A 21,400-nucleotide genomic window follows, 5' to 3' on the forward strand; every position below is an offset into this window, starting at 1 on the left:
CCTTAGGGGAAAACTACTACAAACCACAGTGTACTTATTTTAATGATAGTATTTTTTTATGTGGTCGCTTGTTAAATTTAAATGCATATAGTATTCCATACCTTCAGCCTACAGGATGGATTTGTAGTCAAGGTACAGACATGGAATTGTTATTGGGGAACTTATCAAAGCACAGGTGGAGGCCTTGTTTTAAAACGCGTGGTAAAAAATCGTTGTCAAAATGAATACCCTGCCCATCAATGATGACCGTTGTTTGTTGTGCTGCTGCACTGCCAACAGCATCTTCAGCTGTGATCTGAACGGTGGCATGGAGTTTTAAATCTTTAACAATAGTTACCAGCAACATCGGGAGAGGACAGGTTCTAAAATTTTCAGCTTCTTCTAAATCTTTCAGGAAACTTTGAGGAAATGAAACTTTCATAATAATAGGATCGGATCCTATCTGGCTTATATCAGCTCTAACCAAACCGGAAAGAAAAGTGATTTGGATAGGAGAAATAGCAATTCTTTTATCAGTTGCGCTAAATTTCGCGTTAAACTCTGTTGGCAGCTGATCGGGCTGAATAGCAAATAATTTCTCAATAATCTTAGAATTGACGATCTTGCCGCTGATATCAGAAACCAGGGTATTGTCAGCGTATTTAGCATGGAAGGAAAATTTATTTTGGGCTACAAAAAGCTCTGCATTAATTAATTGCTCTTTGTTTATTGTATTAAGCACCGCGCTGGCATTGAACCGCTTTCCTTGTAGGTCACCACGAGTTTCGATGAAAACAGAGTATGGTGCTTTCGTCATGCGGACTATCTTAATCGTCTTAAAATGCAATGGTGGTAATAAGTCAGATAAAGAATACACCATATCAATATGGGATAAACGAGCCCTATCGATAAGGATAGATTGACTATCAGAGAGTTCCTTTTTCTCTCGGGTATTCACGCCAACTGCCTGTTTTTCTTCCTCAGCAATTTTGGGCAAACTCACCAAATTGATAAACCCTTTTTTAAGTTCCAGATCATAAATACGAAGCTGTTGTTTAAGTAAGGCCAGTAAAGATAAATGCGCACTTGCTTTCCTAAATGAAATAATAACTTTTCCCTTATAACGATAAGCAAAATGATCAACATCTATTTTAAAATAGGGTACAAGATTGACTTGCAAATTAAATTCTGGATTTTTCTCCCTCCCCTCCGAACCCTTACTTGTATACGAGTAAATCAGATCGGTTACAAGATAGCTCAGCAAAACATTAAAACTCAACACAAGAATGACAATAACTAACAAAGCAAGTACTGCTTTTTTACTCCATTCCCGTAGTCCGTTTTTCATCTTGCTCTCTATTTGAGTAATAGCCTTCACAACTCTATTATAGTGCTTTTAAAGCATACAAAATGATCGTTGATGCAGACATCTGTGAAAAACGATTAAAATACCCTGGCTATTTTCCCTGTTTGTTTTGTTTTATTTTTTGCAACCATACCATTTTCCCGATAATCTCTTAGAGGATGCCAGACGAGCTCTTCGTCAGGCATCTCTTGAATTCTATTCGTTTTGAGTCAGCAAAGGGAAACATGCATGTGGGTAATTACAAGGATACTCATTTTCGTCAGTTTAGTGGCTATATTAACATCCTGTTCTATCTCATTGCCCCCACACGCTCAGGTCAAGCATTTGCGAGCCCTCCCTAATATGGAAAAAAGCGTTAAAAAAAATTTAAAGGAACAAGAAATTTTTGCACAGGGTGATTGGCCAGACAAACAATGGTGGTTAGCCTATCATTCACCCGAATTAAATGCCCTGATCGCCTCTGCATTAGCAACAAATCCCTCAATTCAAGAGATGAGAAGTCGTATTGTTACTGCCAGACAAGAAGCCGTTGTGGCTCGCTCGGTGTTATTCCCACTCGTGTTTTTTGATGCCACAGAAAATAGGCAATTTTTAAGTAAAAACGGCTTATACCGTGCCCTGAATCCCAACCTTCCCTTAAGCGTCAATTTGGTTGATCTAACCTTGTCCTTCAATTATGAATTTGATTTTTGGGGACAAAATCATAACCTTTTTTATGAGGCAATTGGCAAGGAAAAAGCACAACAAGCAGAAGAAGCCCAGGTTGAATTAATTGTAACAACGGCCCTGGCCCAAGCCTTTTTTGCTTATCAAACCAACCTCATCAGGAAAGAATTGTATGAACAGCTGGTTAGCGTACGACAAAACATTAACGATTTACAAAATTTAATGCAGCGCAGCGCACTGTCTTCAGCACTGCCTACCTATCTCGCTGCAGAAAATTTATTCGAAGCCAAACGGCTTCTCAGCACTATTAATGAAGAACTTGCCGTTGATAAACACCTTATCAATGTTCTGGCAGGACGTGGTCCTGACTGCCCATTAATTATCGATAAGAAACTTCCCGCCCTCCCGAAAAAACTTCATATTCCGCAAACACTCTCCATCGATCTGATCGCTCGCAGGCCCGATCTGATGGCACAGATTTGGCGCGCCAAAGCCTTAGCTTTTAGAACAGGTGCCGCCATGGCGGAATATTACCCCAACGTCAATATTGTTGGTCTCGTTGGTTTAGAAAGTACTCATTGGAAAAAACTGTTTGATCGCTCAAGTGCCACAACAGCATTAAGGCCTGCCATTCACTTACCGATTTTTACCGCAGGCGCTATTCGAGCGAATATCAGAGGAACAAAAGCAGAGTTTGATGCAGCTATTTTTGCTTACAATAATTTATTGTTACGCAGTACACAGGAAGTGCTGGACGTGCTGGCTTTCGCAAAATCCGTCTATCAACAGAAGCAAGACCAGGTAGAGCTCATCGTTTCTGCCGAAAAACGCTTGGGCTTAACCCAATTACGCCAACAAAAAGGACTAGACAGTCAATTTAGTGATTATGCTCTGCGTGAAGAAGTAATTGAACAAAAATTAATTAACACCACGTTGCTGTATAACCAATATTTAGCGTCAGTTAAACTAACCAAAGTATTGGGCGGCGGCTACTGTCAAACGGAGATCCCTCTGGTGAGAACCGCATGAAAAAAACGACTCCTGCTTATAAGTTAACCATTGCCCTTTTATGCATTTTTTTGCTTCTCTTCCTTTATTGGCTTATCGTCTGGCGAACAGAAGTATACACTGACGACGCTTATGTAGAAGGTAACCAGGTTTTTCTTCAACCTTTGCGGGAAGGTTTTGTAACGGCCATTAATACCGATGACAGTTTTCTTGTTAGCAAAGGCCAGCTTCTGGTGCAATTGAATGAAACCGATTCATTAATTGCACTGGAAAAAGCAAAAAAAAATCTGGCAAGAATTGTGCGTGATATCTGCCAGGCTTTCCATGATGTTTTTACACTAGCGGCAGAAATTGAAATTAGACAAGCGCAATTGTTGAAAGCCCGACAAGATTTCAAGCATCGTTATGCAGTCATTCATGCAAAAGGCGTCTCTCTGGAAGATTATCAACATGCCGTAGATGATTTGAAAGCTAGTTTTGCCGCATTAAAAAGCATAAAAAGCCAGTATCAAAGGGCCTTGGCTTTTGTGCAAGGGACTACCATTACCGCGCATCCCCTAGTGCTGGAAGCTGCCCAACAGGTACGTGATACCTGGGTACAACTTTATCGTTGTAAAATCTATGCCCCCGTAGATGGACTTGTCGCACAACGACGGATTCAGGTAGGAATGAGGGCGTTAAAGCGTACCCTGCTACTGAGTATCATCCCGCTTGATCAAATCTGGGTCAATGCAAACTTTAAAGAGACGCAAGTTAAAAAAATGCGTATTGGCCAAAAAGCCAGGGTTATTTCCGATCTTTATGGCAGCTCCGTTGTTTTTCATGGAGAAATTGTCGGTTTGCCAGGTGCTGCAGGCAACGCATTCTCATTGTTACCACCAGAAAACCTCTCAGGCAACTGGATTAAGATAGTCCAACGTTTACCTGTTCGTATCAAACTTGATGCCAATGAATTAAAAAAACATCCACTTCGTATTGGTTTATCGTTGGAAGTTACTGTTGATATTTCTGATCAAAGCGGCTCGCTGGTACCGACTTCATCCGAAGGAGCACCCCATTATGCAACTGATATATTCAAACAAGAAGAACTAGGTGTTCAGGACTTGATTGCTCACATTATCGCCAATAATTTAGATCCCAAACTAAAAGATTATGCACAAACTCCCCTGGCTCTTAAAGAGGTAGTTCTTGGCGAGGGGCCACCTAAATGATCTTTTATGTTTTGATTCTCTCGTTAGCAATTGTTATTTTTAACCTTACTTTGCCAATGATGGCAGGTCTTTATATCGTCAGTGATCTCGGGGGCAATGCTTATTTAGCGCCTTATGGGGTCAGCTTTTTCTGTCTCGGTAACGTATTGGGTGTCCCTTTGGGAAAACCCTGGGTTACTCGTTTGAGTGCGATTCATCTCTATGTCCTGTGTTTATGCCTCATGGTCATCTTTTCCTGGCAATGCGTTGTTGCCAGTAATTATTTTAATTTCATTCTGTTTCGTTTTTTGGAAGGGTTTGCATCTGGACCACTGTTTCTCCTGATTACCATGTCTCTGATCCCTCTCCTGGCTCCAGAAAAAAAACCTGAATTTGTTATGCCACTCCTTTTAACCTGTTTTGCTATTACCCCGGTACTTGGTGCTTGTTGGGGTGGCTGGGTCGCATTTAACTATCATTGGCAAGCCTTGTTTGTACCCAATATTCCTATCTGCCTTTTTTTAATTATCTATGTTGGTTATGGCTTTAGGAAATTTCATAAGCCGCCGGAGAAAGTGCTTTTTGATAAGGTTGGTTATTGCTTTTATAGCACTAGCCTGTTTTTTATTGGTACAGCCTTAATTCTTGGGCAAGAGCTCGATTGGTTTCGCTCTTCATTAATTACTTTTATGCTCATCGCAGGCGGAATTGGTTTTCTTTATTTTATTCTACGTAGTCTTTCGTTCCCTCATCCTATCGTTGAGTTCAGGCTATTCAAACATCTCTATTTTTGCTTTGCTTTATTGAATGTTGCGCTCCTTTTTTCGGCCTATTTTGGTATGGTCATTCTCTTATCACTATGGTTGAAACTCTACGTCAATTACACCCCGGACTGGATTATTTTATTGATAGGTACAATGGCTCTTGGTGCGTGGATTCCGATATTCTTAAACTACAAACGCTTTGATGCACGGATTCCGCTTGCAACCGCTTTACTTTTTTTTGCTATCTCTTGCTTTTACACAGCTACATTTAATGTAGAGATTAATTTTGGCAGAATTGCCGTTTCGCGGCTTTTGGCAGGACTTGGACTCGCCCTTTTTTTACCACCGCTTTTCCGCATGTCTGTCACTATCTATCCTCAAGATCAGGCAGCGGAACGGATCAACGTATTTCATATTGTACGTCTGCTTGGCAGTGCATTGGGTGCGAGCTTATATGTTATTTTATGGCAACGCCGACAAGTATTTTATCATGAACGCTTAGGCAGCCTGCTAACTCCCCTGGCCCCGCCTACCCAACAATTTTTTGAACGGGCAGAACACTTCCATCTGTCAGGGGAGAAAGCATTGGCAAAATTAAATTCACTCCTCGATCGCCAGGCTACAGCTTTAGCCCTGGACGACTGTTTTTACTTAATGGGATGGATGATGGTTATTTTACTTCTGCTTGTTATTCTTTCTTTTGCATTTCGTCCCTACCTTCCTTTTGCAAAAGAAAGAAAACGGGAAGAAAATCCTCCTCTTGGGGCGGCGAGTATGTGAGCAATGAAACAGGGAAAATCAGACCTGAAGCACCAAGATAAGTAAGAGGCTGTTGAGCTTTCGCTGGCTTGAGTGCTTATAGCCTGGTTTTCGAGCATCGCAGCGCAGCATACATGCCAGTATGTGAGCAATGAAACAGGGAAAATCAGACCTAAAGCACCAAGATAAGTAAGAGGCTGTTGAGCTTTCGCTGGCTTGAGTGCTTATAGCCTGATTTTCGAGCATCGCAGCGCAGCATACATGCCAGTATGTGAGCAGCGAAGCACAGAAAATCAGGCTATAAGTGCCAAGATAGTAGAAAGCTCAACAGCCTCTAATCGATGGCTGGACCTGCGACAATGATATCAATCACCGGCTCACCACAGTTTTTGGCAATTTCGTTACGCACTATTGAGTGCAGACGGATAATTTCGTGCCAATCGTTCCCTTTGGGAGAGACAGGTTTGCCAATAACCACTTTGATCTTTCCTGGTTTGGCCAGTAAATTATTGCCACGTAAAATTGCGCGTGTTCCCTGTAAGGAAACTGGACACAGGGATGTGGTTGTTTCGGTTGCAATAATAAAGGCACCTAATTTAAAGGGACGTAATCCGGTAGCATAGGTAAACGTTCCTTCAGGAAAAATAACAATGGATTGCCCCTGTCGCAGTACTGCTTCAATGAGGCTCTTATTTTCCAAACTCTTGGTAAAATCCATTCGATCAACAGTTGGATAATTCAATTTTTTAATAAATTTATTAATAACAGGTACGCTTAATAATTCTTTTTTCGCGACGATTGCAATATTTGTCGGCAAAACTGCCACTAAAGCAAGCGCGTCGACATAGCTGGCATGATTAGCTACATAAATCACAGAACCGAGATCTTTTAAGTTGTTTTTTCCTTCGATGGTAACAGGACAAAAAGTGAGTCTAAAAAAGAGACGAGCAAAAAAGCGTAGCATTTTAGCGGTATTTTGAGAGGAAAGAAGCAGCAAAAGAAACCACATAATGGGCAAAATAATGACTAATAAAATAGCTACGTAGAGGCTGTATACCAGTCTTCCCAAATAACAAAACCAGCTATCAATTTTTTTACCTGCACTGATACAAGCTAATTTTATCAACTGCAACTTGACTGGCAATTGCTGCTTACTTAATTTGCCTTCGATATAAGCCTGCTTACAGGCAGAGCGTTGTAGTTTTCCACTTGAGGTTTTTGGAACAGTTCTTGGTGGTACCAAGATGACTATATCAGGCGGTATACCTAATTCCATCGCCATTTTTTCAATAATTTCCGCGCGAATAGCTTGTTGTTTTGTTTTTACCAACTCATAAATTTCAGCAACTACTACCAGTTTTTCAGTACCTATACTCGGGTCACTTATACCAAAAGCTACAGTACATCCTTTGCGAATAGTGCTTATCTGGTTGAGTATTTCCTCGATCTCTTCCGGGTAAATATTACGGCCTGCTTTAATAATCAAGTCTTTTTTACGTCCAGTGATAAACAGTTCTTTATCAGCCAAATACCCTAAATCTCCCGTATCCCACCAGCCATCACTGAACGCTTTTTGGGTCGCTTGCGGATTATTATAGTAACCCTGCATGGCAGAAGGACCTTTGAATTGTATATTTCCTACTACCCTTTCAGGTAATTCAGCACTTTTATCATCCACGATACGGATGTCATGGTCGGTTAAAACCTCCCCACATCCCACGTATTCAACAGCTTCCTCCCCTTTCGATGCCGGAATTGCTTTACTTTCTTTTTCAAACCATTCACGTTGAATTTTATCGATTCGTGGCACTCGCTTTTTGCCAGGAAACGTTAACCCTACTGTAGCTTCTGCTAAACCATAGACAGGAGCAAACGACTCAAGCTTAAAACCATAGGGAGCAAATTTCCTGGCGAAACGCTCGAGAGTTTTGGGATTAATTGCTTCAGCACCATTAAAAGCGTACTGCCATGAGCTCAGATCCAAGCCTTCAATTTCATTTGGATTGATCTTTTTAAAGCATAATTCATAGGCAAAATTAGGGCCACCAGATATTGTTGCGCGATGATAATGTATTGCCCATAACCAGCGCTCTGGACGAGTCAAAAAGGTAAGAGGCGAGAGAATGGTGACAGGAATACCAAAATAAAGGCTACCCAGCCAACTCATCAGACCCATATCATGATAAAGAGGCAACCAACTCACGCTGACATCGGTTGCTTTTATGCCAATGGCCTTTTCTATTGCTCGAATATTTGCCAACATGTTTCTATGAGTTAAAGCGACCCCTTTCGGTTCCCCCGTACTACCTGACGTATATTGAATTAAAGTAATATCATCTGGCTCTATAGTAACAGTAGGTAACTTGCCAGTAAATGTTTGTAAATTTTTTACAGTAAGGGCTTTGCTTAAACTGGGTACGAAGGTTTGCAACATATTGCTGAGCGTTTCCGCGGCAGTAAAAGTCACTAATAAACGAGCTTGTGCGTTACGTAGAATTCCTGCCTCACGTTTTGCATACTCCTCGATACGATCCGCACGAAATGGTGGATAGATAGGAACAGGGATGGCTCCTGCCAGTAACACGCCACAAAAAGTATAAAAAAATGCATCACTGGTAGGTAACATAATTGCGACGGTTTCACCCGGTTGAATACCGCGTTGGTATAAACCTCTAGCTACGGTCTCCGCCTCTTTAACCAATTGGCCATATTGAATGATTTGCTCGTTGCCATGCTCATCTTGCAAATAAATATGCGGGCGTTTGGGTTCTTTTTCCGCATAGGTATAAAGCACCTCATAGAGTGATGAAGTGGTAGTCAAGTCAAGTGTTTTTGATTCAAGTACAGGTGAAAATTGCTGCTTTTTAGTTCGTAATAAAGTATTAACTCTGCCCTCTTTAACCATTTTGATTAAATCACGGAGTGTCACTGCCTCAACCATTGCATTGTCAGGTAAATGAACAAAAAAGGCTTGTTCTATACGATGGAAAAGTTCTACCTTCCCCAGGCTATCAATACCTAACTCACGCTCCAAAGAAGCATCCAACGTAATAGCCTGTAACGCACGATCTGCCTGGAGCTCACTTAAGAACCCGCGAGTAATGGTCAATAATTGCAGCTCAATTCCCTTATTTGCATTCATGAAATTTACCCGCACCCTTCTATTACCCTTAAAAAATCTCTATTTTTCAGATAATAATCCACCTCAAAGAGAACTTGTCCCTTTGTTTGAGTATAGTTGACTACTATTCATTCCATTATCAAAGAGTCACAACAGGGTCTAAAATAAGTAGAGAGAAGTACCAGTCATTTCACCAGGTTAAAGATAGAAAATAGGGAAGACGCATCATGATATACAAAAAGATTATGGTGGCCATTGATGGCAGCGATTCCTCCATGCTAGCCCTGCAGGAAGCAATTAAACTGGCTGCTCACGCCAAGGCTCAGCTGCGCCTTGTTCATGTCATTGATGAGAATATCGTTAATTACACAGAGGGTTATATTGATTTTGATACCTTAGCTGCGGCTTACAAACGGCAAGGACAAAAAATTCTGGATCAAGCCAACGCTTTAGTGCGTAAGGCCAAGATCAAATGTGATAATTGCCTTATCGAACTGAAGCTTGAAGGACGCCTGGCAGAAAAAATTGTAGCAGAAGCTGAGCGTTGGCCTGCTGACTTGCTCGTTATTGGGACTCATGGTCGTCGTGGCTTTAGTCATTTATTTTTAGGTAGTGTCGCAGAAAGTGTGATTCGTATTGCATCCTCTCCAGTTTTACTTATCCGGAGTCAATAAGAGCCTTGGCAGGAGAAGCCTATGAACCTATCAACACCTAATTGAAGACCGACTGGCTGGAATAAGAATATTATTCTGTAGATATTAAAGCGGGATTTTCTTCATCGTTAATTCATGAAAAAGATGATCATACCTTGCAAGCCCCTCTATTCGGATTATACTCATTGACTCATTTTTTAATGGTTGGAAAAACAATGTTACGGAAAACTATCTTTGCTTTTATTTTATTGCCTTTATCATGCTGGAGCGCGGGGTTTTATGCAGGTGCCGGTGCTGGACCCGACATCATAGATTTTAAGGAATATGCCTTTGTTAAATCTCAAAATACGCCCCCCAATTTTGATGTCTTGGATAAAACCCATAAAACTGGTAAAGGGGTTTTTGGCTCCTTATTTGCAGGCCATGGCTGGCAGCATGGAAGCTGGTACCTAGCGGCTGAAGCCAATATTACTGTCAGTACGGTGGAATTTGCTTCTGCAAATAATGAATACGTTAATAGCAACATTACTGATACAACCTTTGAAATGCCTTATAGCTATAGTTTAAGTGGCTTACCGGGATTTCTCTTTGGCGACAGCACTCTCTTTTACGGTCGTGTGGGTTACACCAATGGGCGCTTTAAAATTACAACTAGAGATAATTCTTTGGCCAGTATTCGCAGGAATCTGGGCGGTTTGCGTGCTGGCTTAGGAATGAATCAAAAAATTAATGAACACCTCGCGGCAAGAATAGAGTACTCTTACCTTCGCTATAAAAAAGTAACATTTGCTGTGCTTGATAATGAGACATTAAAAACAACGACCATTACTCCTACAGGGAATCAGGTCGAATTCGGTTTAATCTATAATTTTGGTTAGCGAAAAAACTTACAAATCGCCCAGTTTGAACTGGGTGATGTCCATCACTGGAGATGTTCCATAAAAGCAGCACAAGGCATTGCGAAACAAATCGGCACGCCTCGGCAATCCCTGTCTGCAATAGGTTGCGACCTGCTCATACACAGCCTGCTTGAAAATATCGGTATCTGCTTCATCTCCATTAAGATTATCGATACTAACTCGAAAGCGATGCCCTGCTGCGACAGAAAGTATCCATTCCATCGCCTGAGGCTTTACCTCCACTGATTGAAATAGTTCTTGCTGTTCTGCTGTGCGCCCGTCCGGCAAATACCAATAACCGAAATCAACCTGCTTTCTACGCGCTTTGCCAGCAATAAACCAATGCGCGCATTCATGCAGAGCACTGCTAAAAAAACCATGCGCAAAAAAAATAGCATGGTAAGAACGTTGCTCGTCAGCCGGCAGATAAATAGGCTCTTCATCACCTTTAACCAGTTGGGTATTATACTTTTCCGAAAAGCAAGTATTAAAAATGGTAATTAAATCTTGATAATGATGTACTTTACTACTCATAACGGTGAAATCGGCCTTTTTTTATGCTATTGGGTTCTACTAGAAAATAGGCCTTCATGTCAACCATGAATTGTTATTGGCAGAAAAAACATTATAATGCCATTTCGTTCATTATTACGATGAAAATAACATGGCATCAGTATTGGAATTAGCATTAAGTTATTTTGGAAGAACACAACCAGTTTCTACACCCATCCCTACTCTAGCAATTGATAATCCACTTAATAAGCAACAAATAACTTCAACCAGTTATTTTACTATTGGAGACCAGGCACAAGCTTCGAACGGTGTGCTTGCAGTTCATCCAGTTCAGCCTTTTAGTCTAGACCAACATGCTGACTTCATTAAAGGGTGCACCACCTTATTGCAACAAAAGTCAAAAGCACTCAAAGAACTTGATCAAACCATTATGGGCAGTATTGTTCTTGGTGTAGTCGCCTCCAGCTTGTCCTTTCTTCCTCTAGTCGGGTATTTAAGTTGGGCAGGCTGGGGCTCAGCCATGTACCACTTAAGTCAACGCTCTCTTGCCTATGCTGAATATCAAGAAGCATTAAAACTTTCAGTTGCTTGCTGTAATTGGAGTCTTGGCCCACAAGAAAAGCGAGTCAATACGAACGAAGAGTTACAAAACAGTCCCATCATTCGCAATATGATGGTTACTCTTTACCCGGTTCTTACGCCTATACAAATAAGACACTTAGTTGCAAATGATATTGAAGAAGGCTACATTGCGGAACTAAACCAACATGAGAGTAGTTATAAAGTACCTTCTCTAACCTTATTTCCCCCCTCCCGCGAAACATCCTCTTCTCGTGATGAAAACATCGCTTTAAGTAAAAAAAGCGCTGAATTTAATCGCTGTATATATGGTTTTAACAAGGGTTCAGCCATGGATTTCGTCGATGCTTTTGTGTCGTTCCTGCCTGATTTATATAACTTGGCTTGCTATGGTTGCAAACAGGCACAACGCAAGTGGCAAGAATATACCGCCACCCCCAGCCCAGACAATTCAGCTCGGGTCTAATCTGAATGTTAGAGACACCTTCTGCCAGAAGGTGTCTTCTGATCGTTTTAAGACATCATCAAATTAATTCTCAAAACCGAAAAATTTCACCTGCCTTCTTAAGCAGCTGCTATCCTTTAATTAGGTCTGCTCCGTTAGGAAAATGGATGAGAATCTCAGTTTTGAATCATACAGGAATCTTGTTTCTTAGCTTGGTAACCCACGCGGCTTCAGCGCAAACGACCCTGATTAGCAATTACAACCAACTCGTCACAGCCTTGGAGCGTGGTGATGATGTTAAGGCTATTCTCCATTTTGATAAATGCAGTCTTGACCCCAATTCGGCTGCCTCCCATATTCTTCCTAAATTAAAAGGAGCCAGTACCCGATTTAATTTTAATGAATATACCCACTATAAATTACAAGTAGATGATCAACAAAAGGATATTATTGTCACGTCTATCACCATGCTGATAGAACATCCTCATGGCGAATTTTGGAATAATTATGCTCGTCTGCGTATATTTGAAGACAACTCAGCGGAACTCCATGTAGCCTATTACGATCCGCTCACCGATGAAAAACAGTTAGGTATGGATTGGAGTTGCCATTTAAGTAACGGCAACGATGGAAACGGAATTATGATATTTGACGCGAGTAATTAGTCGAGTCATCACCATACGACTACCGGTTTCGTTTGACTCATTCTTGTGTTTTACCTTGATATCCACTATGTTTTTTAAATAAAACTTTTAGGGATGAACGCATGAAATTTAACCTGCAGAAAAAAATATTTTTTTGTTTATTACTTCTGAACTGTTGTCTTGCTGATGCCTATTCTGGCCAACCCCAAAAACCAATTAGTTGCCAACAAGAGTATGCTCTCTGTACCTCAGCTGCTTGCGTACCAGATCCAAGACATCCACGTTACGCACTTTGCACCTGCGTTGTTAAAAATGACATTAGTCTGGGATTTACCTCTTGTGATAAGCGAGAACCCAGGATTAATAAATACAAAATTAAACGCATTCGCTCCTCCTTTTCCTTTGCTCAATTTGGTCAAAAGAAAGGCATGATGTGCCCTGAAGGATCCCCATGGACTGATTGCCTTGATTCCCGTTGTACCGTCAATCCCAGAACCCCCAGTCAAGCCATCTGTAGTTGTAAAATCCATCATAAAAAACCATTCTTTACTTTGGGGGGCGATTGCAATACATCCACTTGTGCAACAGGATATTGGTCAGGCACTACCAAGGCGAATAGTACTCTCCTGAGAAATACCTTATTGGAAAAACTTAATATGAATAAAGATCCATGGCCCTATGCAGCCTGTCCCAGTGCTACTAGCAAAAATTAAGTAATGGGTTGAACCATTACTTAATTACCTACAATCGACACTATGGATTGTTAACTAATAATCAAGTTGCCATTAATTCACGCAACCTATACCATACTGGTTTTGATGGTTACTTGTTAGTGATAGACAGAAATAAAGACATTCTATGAAACCGCTTATGCACAAGCTGCTTGTAAACCAGACTAGTTTAAAAATACCTGTACATCCCTTACTGACGGCTTATGTAGAAAGTATCACGCTTGAAACAGCCAAAGATACTCGCTCTGCCTCTCCATATAAAGTCTTACCCGATTTATTTGCTGTGATGGGTTTTCAATACAATGGCTCACTTTCTTTGCTCATGGATGGTAAAAAAACCTTACTTAAACGCTGCGGTATCAGTGGTCTACAGACAGGATTTAAAGAATTCCAGCCGGAAAATGAACAAACGAAAACCTTATTAATCAAATTTTATCCTTGGGCAATCCCTTTATTGCTCAAAGAATCGGCTTATCATTTGCATAATCAGGCAATTGGCCTAGCAGAACTTATTGGTTATAACCAAATGGATTTACTGGAAGAAGAATTACTAAATGCACAGAATACTTCGCATTCAGCAGACATCATGCAGGCCTTTCTCATCCAATTACATTCAGCCAACACGGAGAAATCACCAAAAACGGCCATTATTTCGCTGGCCAAAGAAATAATGGACAATCCGCTGATCAATTCTGTAAACAACTTGGCGAAATACTACGGTTATAGTACTCGAACTCTGGAGCGTCATTTTAAGGAAATGATTGGCATAAGCCCAAAAAAATTTTTGCAGGTTAAACGCTTTCAACACGCTTTCAAGCAATTACAAACCGGTTTGCCGCTCAGTAACATTTTTGCTAATGACTATTATTACGATCAATCTCACTTTATTCATGAGTTCAAACAGTTTTCCGGCTGCACGCCGGGCGAAATTATCTGTTACTGATTTGTCGTGTTTTTCCAATATATTCCCTTAAACCTCTTCTAAACTGGTTTTTGTTATTTATTAATTGGAGAATGAAATGAAACCATCAACTGAGGCAATCGCTTTTATTAAACAATCTCTCGATGGTTGTTTTAATAACACCATAATTTTCCCTGAACACGTTAAAAAGCTTGCTGAAATGGGAGTCATTCGCTACGAGGTCGACTTGAAAGCCAATCATATAGACTATTATTTCAACGATAAAACCACTCATAGGGAAGAAATAGCCCTTACCCAGACAGCAGTGAATAATAATTTTGATAAAGAATCAGTACAAAAAACCATCTCTGCTATTCAGCAACAAATGATTGATTATCCAACTTTCCTTGAGCGTATTGTAGCTGCAGGAACTCAAAAATATGTCGTTGATATTATTGCACAACAGGTTATTTACCAAGGCATGGAAGAGCAACTGATTGAGGACTTTCCAAAAACAGAGCAAAAGCAGTCGATTCCATGCGAATAAATTTCAAATGATCAATGCAGGGTTATCCCTGCATTTTTCTCGCCGATTGAGTGATTACTGACATCTCATCTCAATGACCTGCGTTTGGATCAATAGTCTTAAACAGCTCTGCATTGTCGCTATAGTCAATCGGCACATCTACCAGTACCGGTTTCTTCTGTGCCATAGCTTCCTCAAAAATACCCTGAAACTCTTCTGGCTTCGTCAATTCCAAACCAATAGCGCCGAATGCAGCAGCAAAATCGGGGATGTTAACCTGCCCCAAGGTCACACCACTGATACGATGGTATTTCATTAGTTCTTGTTCTAAAACCATATTGTAACTTCCATCACGCCAGATAAAATGTACGAAATGCAATTTTTCCCGCACGGCTGTTTCTAATTCCATGGCGCTAAATAAAAAGCCTCCATCTCCGGAAATTGACACGACCTTTTCATGGGGAAGCGCGTAATTACTGGCAATCGCCCAAGGGAGGGCAACTCCCAAGGTTTGCTGGCCATTACTAAATAATAATTGATGTGGGCGGAAAGAAAAAAAATAACGTGCCATCCACATATACACGGTGCCAATGTCACAACAAACGGTTGTTGAATCATCAACCGCCTGCCTTAATTCATAGATGAAACGTAAAGGATGAATGGGTGATGTTTTGTAGTTTTTTCCCGAATCAATTTTATCAAGTAAGGATTGACGTGCATGAACTATTTTATTGCTTAGCGCTCGTTCACGTTTTTCCAGATGGGAAGACAGACTATTAATATTCGTTGCAATATCACCTAATATCTCACAAGCAGGATGATAGGATAGATGGATATCACAAGCATGGTAATCGATATGAACCACTGTTTTTTTATTGGAGGCATTCCAAATTTCTGGATCATATTCAACGGGGTTATAACCTATGGTGATTACCACATCAGCAAGATCCAGCAATTGATCTCCGGGCTGATTTTTAAATAATCCTACTCGCCCCATAAAAAGATCAACATACTCCTTCGATACAACACCAGCCGCCTGATAAGTACCGATTAAAGCAAAAGGATGTTTTTTGAGTAACGTTCGAATCGCCCTGGCATTATTTTGGCGACTTGATTCCATACCGAGTAAAATGACAGGTTGCTTTGCCTGATTGATTAAGGCAGCAGCTCTTGCGATTAGCGTTTTCGGCGCCTCACCGTATTCTGGTGCAGCAATACCAGGAATCGGATTACAATCAGTACTGTCATTCAACACATCTTGAGGCAAACTGATAAAACAGGCCCCACTGGAAGGAGTAAGAGCCGTGCGAAATGCGTTAGCAACAATTTCCGGGATATTATCAACCCAATGGGCTTCAACACTGCTCTTGGTCACCGCCTCCATCAATTTGACGTTGTTTGTTCCTTGATGGGATTGTTTCAGGCTCATTGACCGGGCTACATTACCACCGATGGCGATTACCGGGTCACCTTCTGTCGTTGCTGTCAGCAACCCAGTGGCAAGATTGGCCACTCCAGGTCCGGAAGTGACTAAAACAACACCAGGCTTTCCAGTTAAACGGCCATAGGCTGCTGCGATAAATGCTGCATTTTGCTCATGCCGACAGACAATCAGTTTAATACGAGAATCAACTAATGCATTGAATACTGAATCAATTTTAGCACCAGGAATTCCAAATACGTATTCTACACCTTGCTCTTCCAAGCATTTAACGAGTAATTGACCGCCTGTCATTTTTGCCATGAAAGATTCCTTCTTTTCAATACATTAAAAGCAAATAGTAATAACTCTCTTTATAGCACTAGCCAGAAAGGGGCGCAAACCTGTACGGGTGTTTGACAGTACCTGGTAGAAATGATGGGGGAATTATTGATAACTAATTAAGGCTGCAGGTTTTTTTTAATTTCAGCTTCGGTATCGATGGGATCTAAATCACTCTCTTCATTTTTCATAATTTCAAGCGGCATATCATTAGGGTCATTATTATTCTCGTAACTATCCTGCACACGCATTTCCCTGATCACACTTTGATCTGCTTCCTGTGAGGAGTCAGCCGTATTGGCTATGCCAGCCTCATTTTTTCGCAATAATTCAGCTAATTGTTTGGGATAAGCAGGAATAGGCATGGTAACTCACAAAAAGAAAACAATTTTTTTTAGTATAGTTTGATTTTACAAATGTTGCCCATTATTTGAACATAAATAGGCAGGTACTGACTTCCTCGTTCACGGGGTGTGCCTATGCGGTACTGGATTTTAAAGAATCATGAAGTACTCAATAACCTTTTTTAAACAGAAGAAAACATTTGTAGCTGGAATAAGTAACAGCGTTCATTGATCGGATGATTTAAAAATATATCTTGATTTTTTTTTGGTCATACTATTAAATCCACACGCACTTAATAATCAGGAGGTAGATTTAGATGTTCGGCTTTTTTAACCAAAAGAATGCCTGGCGTGCTGGAATGCAGGCTTACCATGCACTCGTTTTCACTTATGCCGCTTATGATCTCTATATGAATCCAGCATCCTTGGCTGAAAATGGCATGACTATGTTTGTTAGCACCTTGTCTGGCTTGAGTTTAACAGAACATAATAGTGTCTTTACTGATCTTGGTGCAGCAGCACTCAACACCTCCCAGATAGGCGCCGTTTATCAAGGTGTTACATCAGCTTGTACACTTACCCCTGGATTATTCAATGCGGTGAAAGCCGTTGGTAATTTGGTGAGTGCAGGAGTTTCTGTCCTCACAAGTTGTCAGGATGAGCCAACCCGGGATGAGTCAAGTACGCCAAGTGCTAAATGTAACTAAATTCGCCACACAACGTTAACTGGCAGGCTCAAATAGGGTGTCCATATATTTTTTAGCCTGCTGAATGCAGAGTTGCTTTTCCTCATTAAAAATCCATTTAGGCGCATTCCGTGCTTCCGTAATGAGATGATCGGTAAACACGTCTTTATTTGTTAAGGCATAAGATAAGAGTAAGGCAAAACGGCATTTGGCGGTTAAAGAAGAATTGATGGAGTCGACTATGTTCCCTATTTGCTGGCACATATGAGGTAACGTATTGAATGGGCTCACATAATTTGCAAGCGAAAGCCGGGCACTGTTGTTATAACCCAGGAGTCCCCTGTTATTAAAAGTCAGACGTAAACTATTCGCTACTTCTCTTCGAATCGCCTGAATCTTGGTAAGAAAAAAACTGTACTCAACCTCGTTAGCCGGAATGATATCCATCAAAAAAAGAACTACGGGCTGCTGAACTTCCACCATATTTTCAATCATGTAGGACAGTTCCACATAAAATCTGCCTTCGTCGTATAACCTAGGTAAATGTATTGGTCCTAGGTTCGGAATTAGCAACTGGCACATGCTATCAACATGGAGAGAGTCCTAATGGGAGGGCTTTACGACGGTGCATCTTAGCAATGTGGGTAATCGTTGAATATACCAAATTACCATAATTACCCTATTGATTACCCTAGATCTCCAGGAGTAAGGATTTTTTGATTAATTGCGCTAAATTACGTGCTTGCATTTTGAGCATAATTTTCCGACGATGCAATTCGACGGTGGAGATAGCGATATCTAATTCCACTGCAATTTGTTTATTTAAATAACCGTCAACAACTAAATGCATTACCTGGCGCTCTCGTTCAGTTAACGAGGCAAACTGCTTGGCTACCTCAGTCATTTGCTGATAGTTTCGATTAACCTCGTTTTTGCTGGCTAATATAGTCTGGATTTTTTCGAGTAAAAATTGTTCATTGAAAGGTTTCGTTATGAATTCTTTGGCTCCGATTTTCATCGCTTGTACCGCCATAGGAATATCTCCGTGCCCGGTAATCATAATAACAGGAGGACAATGGCTGCGCTGACATAATAACTTAAGTACCTCCATGCCACTCATAGCCGGCATCCGTACATCCAATAAAACACAACCTTCTTCCAGCTTATCGGAATGTGCAAGAAACTCGTAAGGATTAAGAAATGTTTTTACTGCCAGCTTTACAGATTTTAAAAGCCATTCCAGTGCATTTGCCACTTCCAGATCATCTTCAACAATATATACAGTACTAGCCATTATTTGCTTCCACAATGTAAGGTAGGCTAAATCTGCATATAGCACCTTCATCAATGAGGTTATTTTCTATATACAACGCCCCGCCATGTGCTTTGATGATATTACGGCAAATAGATAAACCCACACCCATGCCATATTCTTTCGTGCTATAAAATGGAGTAAATAAGTTTTCAACAACATTTTGCGGGATACCTGGCCCGTTATCCATAATATAAACATTGATTTCATCGTTAGCTGTCTCTATTTTGATAGTTAACGTTGGTTGCCGAGTGTTGGACTCTAACATAGCCTCAAAGGCATTATTAATAAGATTTAAAAATACTTGTTTGATTTGATTAGAATCCAGGATGGCCTTTGTTAGGTTTTTATCAAAATCATAATTTACAGTTACGACAAAATCGAATGAAAAACGCGCTATTTTGACTGCATTTTCTGCTACTGAAGCTAAATCAACTGGCTCATAATGCAACTCTCCATGGGTAACAAAGCGCTTAATGCGCTTGATAATCTTACCCATCAAATCAACCTGTTTGAGCGCAGCTTCTAAAACATTAGTGAGTTCTTCTTTATCAATATCATTCTGTTTTAAGCGACGTACACTGCCGCTGAGATAGGTGTTAGTAACAAGTAGTGGCTGAGAAATTTCGTGGGTTAACGTTGATGCAACTTCTCCTAACACATAGCAACGTGATAAGCGCGTAAGCGTAGTTTGCTGCCGTCGCGCCAATTCCTGAATATTTTTTTGATCGGTAATAAAACACCAGGTACCAATCATTTTAATTGGTTTTCTAGCAGCGTCGCGGATATACCGGCCACGAGCAGCAACCCATTCATAGCGACCATTCATCAGTCGAATGCGAAACTCGGCATTGTAATCATCCTGGAGAACAAAGGCTTCTTCCAACTCTTTTGCAATACGTTCGCGATCATCCGGGTGCAGTCGTGTCAGAAAATGGTTTAATCTCCCAATTTCTCCCTTATACCCGTCTAAAATAGATAAGGACTCTGAATAGCCAAAATCAATGACATCGTCTGAGACGAGATCCCACTCCCAGATATTTAATTTACCCGCATCTAACAATTCCCTAATGTGTTCATAAGAGATTTCAAATGGCGGAGGATCAGCCACTGTGCACTTTGAGCATTTATTTATGGTTTTCATAATTACTCAATATAGAAAAAATCTAATTATATCAATAAATTAAACAAATTGACACAAGTTTGCTCGTGGTGGTTTCTTAATTATCAAGGCTGAATCTTATGACTATTGGTTTACCCGGATAAAAGAACTTAATACTATATGATGATTCAAGACTAAACAAATATTGTCTCATTAGAGACGATTAATACCCCAGAATATCAGTTAATCCAGCTCGCTATCGTTGACAGCCATCTTAAGTGTAAACTCAGGGAATCACAACGCTTTAAGGAAAATCATATGAAAAAGCCAGTCTGTGTTGTTGTAGGTGTTGGTCCGGGCAATGGAGCAGCTTTTGCAGCTTGTTTTAGCAAGCAAAACAATAAGGTCGCCCTACTGGCACGCACTAGTGATTTTACCTCTAAACTTGCGCTTGAACTGACAGACACACAGGCCTATGAATGTGATATCACTGACAGTAACTCCATCAAACAGACTTTTAATAAAATCACCAACGAACTGGGGGAAATTGATAGTGTCATCTATAACGCTGGCTCAGGAAGTTGGGGAAATATTGAAGAAATTAAGCCAGAGGCGTTTGAAGCCAGTTGGCGTGTTAATACCTTAGGTTTATTGACTATCAGCCAGACTGTCATTACCGAGATGAAGAAAAAAGGCCGCGGTAACATTATTGTTATTGGCGCAACTGCCTCTAGACGTGGAGGAATTAATACTGCAGCCTTTGCCTCTGCCAAAGCGGCCCAACGAAGCCTTACAGAATCGATGGCCAAATATTTATGGCCCTTTGGTATTCATGTTGCCCTGGTCATTATTGATGGTATCGTTGATTTGCCAAACACACGCCAGCACATGCCAGATAAGGCAGATGATTTTTTTGTTAAACCCAATGATGTGGCAAACACTGTTTTTTGGCTGACTCAACAACCTCCTTCTGCATGGTCTTTTGAAGTCGAAGCACGTCCTTTTGGGGAGACTTGGTAGAAAAGGAGAGCTATGATTAAAGTTGGACTTACTTTATTGGATAAGCAATGCTCAAACTTTTGGCTGACATTGGGGTGGTAATCACCGCTATTTTACATCTTTGGTTTTTCATCCTCGAATTCTTTCTCTGGAAAAAACCATTGGGCCGCAAAATTTTCCGAACACAGCCAGAGTTTGCTTTTCAATCAGCGCCCCTTGCAGCGAACCAAGGTATTTATAATGGCTTTTTAAGTGCAGGGCTTATCTGGGGCTTACTATCCCCTGAGCCCATAGAAGCATTTCATGTAAAACTTTTCTTCTTAAGTTGTGCTTTAATTGCTGGCATTGCCGGGGGGCTTCTCGTGCATGTAAGAATACTATTTATTCAAGCCCTGCCAGCTTTGCTTACCTTGCTATTTTTACTGATGCAATGACAAGCCCCTCCCCACAA

General features: G+C 40.8%; 21 protein-coding genes. 13 read left to right on the forward strand and 8 right to left on the reverse strand.

Annotation, left to right across the window (positions count from 1 at the left end; translation table 11 throughout):
• Positions 1-127 precede the first annotated feature (127 nt).
• Complete coding sequence (locus tag Lfee_RS11890) at positions 128-1,327, reverse strand: hypothetical protein (RefSeq protein WP_058447085.1); 1,200 nt, start codon at positions 1,325-1,327, stop codon at positions 128-130.
• A 246-nt stretch (positions 1,328-1,573) separates the two neighbouring features.
• Between Lfee_RS11890 and Lfee_RS11895 the strand changes: the two genes are divergently transcribed.
• Genes Lfee_RS11895 through Lfee_RS11905 form a run of 3 tightly spaced genes read left to right on the forward strand, consistent with a single transcriptional unit; the run spans position 1,574 to position 5,753 of the window.
• Positions 1,574-3,040, forward strand: coding sequence for an efflux transporter outer membrane subunit (locus Lfee_RS11895; RefSeq protein ID WP_058447087.1), 1,467 nt, complete (start codon positions 1,574-1,576; stop codon positions 3,038-3,040).
• Positions 3,037-4,230 (forward strand): HlyD family secretion protein, encoded by a 1,194-nt coding sequence (locus Lfee_RS11900; protein WP_058447089.1) that lies wholly within the window; start codon positions 3,037-3,039, stop codon positions 4,228-4,230. Before Lfee_RS11895 ends, Lfee_RS11900 begins: the two co-directional genes overlap by 4 nt.
• On the forward strand, positions 4,227-5,753 hold the full coding sequence (locus Lfee_RS11905; RefSeq protein WP_058447091.1) for an MFS transporter: 1,527 nt from the start codon (positions 4,227-4,229) through the stop codon (positions 5,751-5,753). Before Lfee_RS11900 ends, Lfee_RS11905 begins: the two co-directional genes overlap by 4 nt.
• A 313-nt stretch (positions 5,754-6,066) precedes the next feature.
• On the opposite strand, the gene Lfee_RS11910 is transcribed toward Lfee_RS11905, so the two are convergent.
• A complete protein-coding gene (locus tag Lfee_RS11910) occupies positions 6,067-8,874 on the reverse strand; it encodes an AMP-binding protein (protein ID WP_082646642.1) in 2,808 nt (935 codons plus the stop codon).
• A 206-nt stretch (positions 8,875-9,080) separates the two neighbouring features.
• On the opposite strand from Lfee_RS11910, the gene Lfee_RS11915 reads away from it, so the two are divergent.
• Positions 9,081-9,527: a universal stress protein gene (locus Lfee_RS11915; protein WP_172606819.1), complete on the forward strand. Its 447-nt coding sequence runs from the start codon at positions 9,081-9,083 to the stop codon at positions 9,525-9,527.
• A gap of 194 nt (positions 9,528-9,721) precedes the next feature.
• Positions 9,722-10,384: an outer membrane protein gene (locus Lfee_RS11920; RefSeq protein WP_058447093.1), complete on the forward strand. Its 663-nt coding sequence runs from the start codon at positions 9,722-9,724 to the stop codon at positions 10,382-10,384.
• Positions 10,385-10,393: 9 nt separating this feature from the next.
• Here the strand turns inward: Lfee_RS11920 and Lfee_RS11925 are convergent, their stop codons facing one another.
• Positions 10,394-10,939, reverse strand: a complete 546-nt coding sequence (locus Lfee_RS11925) for an elongation factor P hydroxylase (RefSeq protein ID WP_058447095.1) — start codon at positions 10,937-10,939, stop codon at positions 10,394-10,396.
• A gap of 130 nt (positions 10,940-11,069) precedes the next feature.
• Between Lfee_RS11925 and Lfee_RS11930 the strand changes: the two genes are divergently transcribed.
• The 5 genes from Lfee_RS11930 to Lfee_RS11950 all read left to right on the forward strand — a co-directional run bounded on the left by Lfee_RS11930 (position 11,070) and on the right by Lfee_RS11950 (position 14,765).
• Positions 11,070-11,963 carry a hypothetical protein gene (locus Lfee_RS11930; RefSeq protein WP_058447097.1) on the forward strand — a complete coding sequence of 298 codons (894 nt, stop codon included), beginning with the start codon at positions 11,070-11,072 and terminating at the stop codon, positions 11,961-11,963.
• A 146-nt stretch (positions 11,964-12,109) separates the two neighbouring features.
• Positions 12,110-12,607, forward strand: coding sequence for a hypothetical protein (locus Lfee_RS11935; protein ID WP_058447099.1), 498 nt, complete (start codon positions 12,110-12,112; stop codon positions 12,605-12,607).
• 101 nt (positions 12,608-12,708) lie between these two features.
• Entirely contained in the window at positions 12,709-13,299 is a 591-nt protein-coding gene (locus Lfee_RS11940) for a hypothetical protein (RefSeq protein ID WP_058447101.1), read from the forward strand.
• 145 nt (positions 13,300-13,444) lie between these two features.
• A complete protein-coding gene (locus Lfee_RS11945; RefSeq protein ID WP_058447104.1) occupies positions 13,445-14,260 on the forward strand; it encodes a helix-turn-helix domain-containing protein in 816 nt (271 codons plus the stop codon).
• A gap of 76 nt (positions 14,261-14,336) precedes the next feature.
• On the forward strand, positions 14,337-14,765 hold the full coding sequence (locus tag Lfee_RS11950; protein ID WP_058447106.1) for a DUF1398 family protein: 429 nt from the start codon (positions 14,337-14,339) through the stop codon (positions 14,763-14,765).
• A gap of 70 nt (positions 14,766-14,835) precedes the next feature.
• Here Lfee_RS11950 and alsS read toward each other — a convergent pair whose 3' ends face one another.
• Positions 14,836-16,488 (reverse strand): acetolactate synthase AlsS, encoded by a 1,653-nt coding sequence (gene alsS / locus Lfee_RS11955; RefSeq protein ID WP_058447108.1) that lies wholly within the window; start codon positions 16,486-16,488, stop codon positions 14,836-14,838.
• 137 nt (positions 16,489-16,625) lie between these two features.
• On the reverse strand, positions 16,626-16,871 hold the full coding sequence (locus Lfee_RS11960; RefSeq protein WP_058447110.1) for a hypothetical protein: 246 nt from the start codon (positions 16,869-16,871) through the stop codon (positions 16,626-16,628).
• Positions 16,872-17,167: 296 nt separating this feature from the next.
• Between Lfee_RS11960 and Lfee_RS11965 the strand changes: the two genes are divergently transcribed.
• Entirely contained in the window at positions 17,168-17,557 is a 390-nt protein-coding gene (locus Lfee_RS11965) for a hypothetical protein (protein ID WP_058447112.1), read from the forward strand.
• A gap of 15 nt (positions 17,558-17,572) precedes the next feature.
• On the opposite strand, the gene Lfee_RS11970 is transcribed toward Lfee_RS11965, so the two are convergent.
• From Lfee_RS11970 to Lfee_RS11980, 3 genes are all read right to left on the reverse strand, one after another.
• Positions 17,573-18,031: a hypothetical protein gene (locus Lfee_RS11970; protein ID WP_058447114.1), complete on the reverse strand. Its 459-nt coding sequence runs from the start codon at positions 18,029-18,031 to the stop codon at positions 17,573-17,575.
• A gap of 196 nt (positions 18,032-18,227) precedes the next feature.
• Positions 18,228-18,830, reverse strand: a complete 603-nt coding sequence (locus Lfee_RS11975; protein ID WP_058447115.1) for a response regulator transcription factor — start codon at positions 18,828-18,830, stop codon at positions 18,228-18,230.
• Positions 18,823-19,992: a sensor histidine kinase gene (locus Lfee_RS11980; protein ID WP_058447117.1), complete on the reverse strand. Its 1,170-nt coding sequence runs from the start codon at positions 19,990-19,992 to the stop codon at positions 18,823-18,825. The genes Lfee_RS11975 and Lfee_RS11980 overlap by 8 nt, the downstream gene beginning before the upstream one ends.
• Before the next feature lie 276 nt (positions 19,993-20,268).
• On the opposite strand from Lfee_RS11980, the gene Lfee_RS11985 reads away from it, so the two are divergent.
• Together Lfee_RS11985 and Lfee_RS11990 are read left to right on the forward strand one after the other, a co-directional pair.
• Positions 20,269-20,970, forward strand: a complete 702-nt coding sequence (locus tag Lfee_RS11985; RefSeq protein ID WP_058447119.1) for an SDR family NAD(P)-dependent oxidoreductase — start codon at positions 20,269-20,271, stop codon at positions 20,968-20,970.
• A 47-nt stretch (positions 20,971-21,017) separates the two neighbouring features.
• A complete protein-coding gene (locus Lfee_RS11990; RefSeq protein WP_058447121.1) occupies positions 21,018-21,383 on the forward strand; it encodes a DUF1304 domain-containing protein in 366 nt (121 codons plus the stop codon).
• Positions 21,384-21,400 lie beyond the last annotated feature (17 nt).

The organism is Legionella feeleii, from assembly GCF_001467625.1.
Lineage (GTDB): Bacteria > Pseudomonadota > Gammaproteobacteria > Legionellales > Legionellaceae > Tatlockia > Tatlockia feeleii.

Coding starts and splice junctions, on each gene's coding strand:
- Lfee_RS11915 (WP_172606819.1), top strand. CDS start 9,081: ATGATATACAAAAAGATTATGGTGGCCATTGATGGCAGCGATTCCTCC.
- Lfee_RS11925 (WP_058447095.1), bottom strand. CDS start 10,939: ATGAGTAGTAAAGTACATCATTATCAAGATTTAATTACCATTTTTAAT.
- Lfee_RS11940 (WP_058447101.1), top strand. CDS start 12,709: ATGAAATTTAACCTGCAGAAAAAAATATTTTTTTGTTTATTACTTCTG.
- Lfee_RS11985 (WP_058447119.1), top strand. CDS start 20,269: ATGAAAAAGCCAGTCTGTGTTGTTGTAGGTGTTGGTCCGGGCAATGGA.
- Lfee_RS11900 (WP_058447089.1), top strand. CDS start 3,037: ATGAAAAAAACGACTCCTGCTTATAAGTTAACCATTGCCCTTTTATGC.
- Lfee_RS11930 (WP_058447097.1), top strand. CDS start 11,070: ATGGCATCAGTATTGGAATTAGCATTAAGTTATTTTGGAAGAACACAA.
- Lfee_RS11990 (WP_058447121.1), top strand. CDS start 21,018: ATGCTCAAACTTTTGGCTGACATTGGGGTGGTAATCACCGCTATTTTA.
- Lfee_RS11950 (WP_058447106.1), top strand. CDS start 14,337: ATGAAACCATCAACTGAGGCAATCGCTTTTATTAAACAATCTCTCGAT.
- Lfee_RS11945 (WP_058447104.1), top strand. CDS start 13,445: ATGAAACCGCTTATGCACAAGCTGCTTGTAAACCAGACTAGTTTAAAA.
- Lfee_RS11920 (WP_058447093.1), top strand. CDS start 9,722: ATGTTACGGAAAACTATCTTTGCTTTTATTTTATTGCCTTTATCATGC.
- Lfee_RS11970 (WP_058447114.1), bottom strand. CDS start 18,031: ATGATTGAAAATATGGTGGAAGTTCAGCAGCCCGTAGTTCTTTTTTTG.
- Lfee_RS11895 (WP_058447087.1), top strand. CDS start 1,574: ATGTGGGTAATTACAAGGATACTCATTTTCGTCAGTTTAGTGGCTATA.
- Lfee_RS11965 (WP_058447112.1), top strand. CDS start 17,168: ATGTTCGGCTTTTTTAACCAAAAGAATGCCTGGCGTGCTGGAATGCAG.
- Lfee_RS11980 (WP_058447117.1), bottom strand. CDS start 19,992: ATGAAAACCATAAATAAATGCTCAAAGTGCACAGTGGCTGATCCTCCG.
- alsS (WP_058447108.1), bottom strand. CDS start 16,488: ATGGCAAAAATGACAGGCGGTCAATTACTCGTTAAATGCTTGGAAGAG.
- Lfee_RS11905 (WP_058447091.1), top strand. CDS start 4,227: ATGATCTTTTATGTTTTGATTCTCTCGTTAGCAATTGTTATTTTTAAC.
- Lfee_RS11890 (WP_058447085.1), bottom strand. CDS start 1,327: ATGAAAAACGGACTACGGGAATGGAGTAAAAAAGCAGTACTTGCTTTG.
- Lfee_RS11910 (WP_082646642.1), bottom strand. CDS start 8,874: ATGAATGCAAATAAGGGAATTGAGCTGCAATTATTGACCATTACTCGC.
- Lfee_RS11975 (WP_058447115.1), bottom strand. CDS start 18,830: ATGGCTAGTACTGTATATATTGTTGAAGATGATCTGGAAGTGGCAAAT.
- Lfee_RS11960 (WP_058447110.1), bottom strand. CDS start 16,871: ATGCCTATTCCTGCTTATCCCAAACAATTAGCTGAATTATTGCGAAAA.
- Lfee_RS11935 (WP_058447099.1), top strand. CDS start 12,110: ATGAGAATCTCAGTTTTGAATCATACAGGAATCTTGTTTCTTAGCTTG.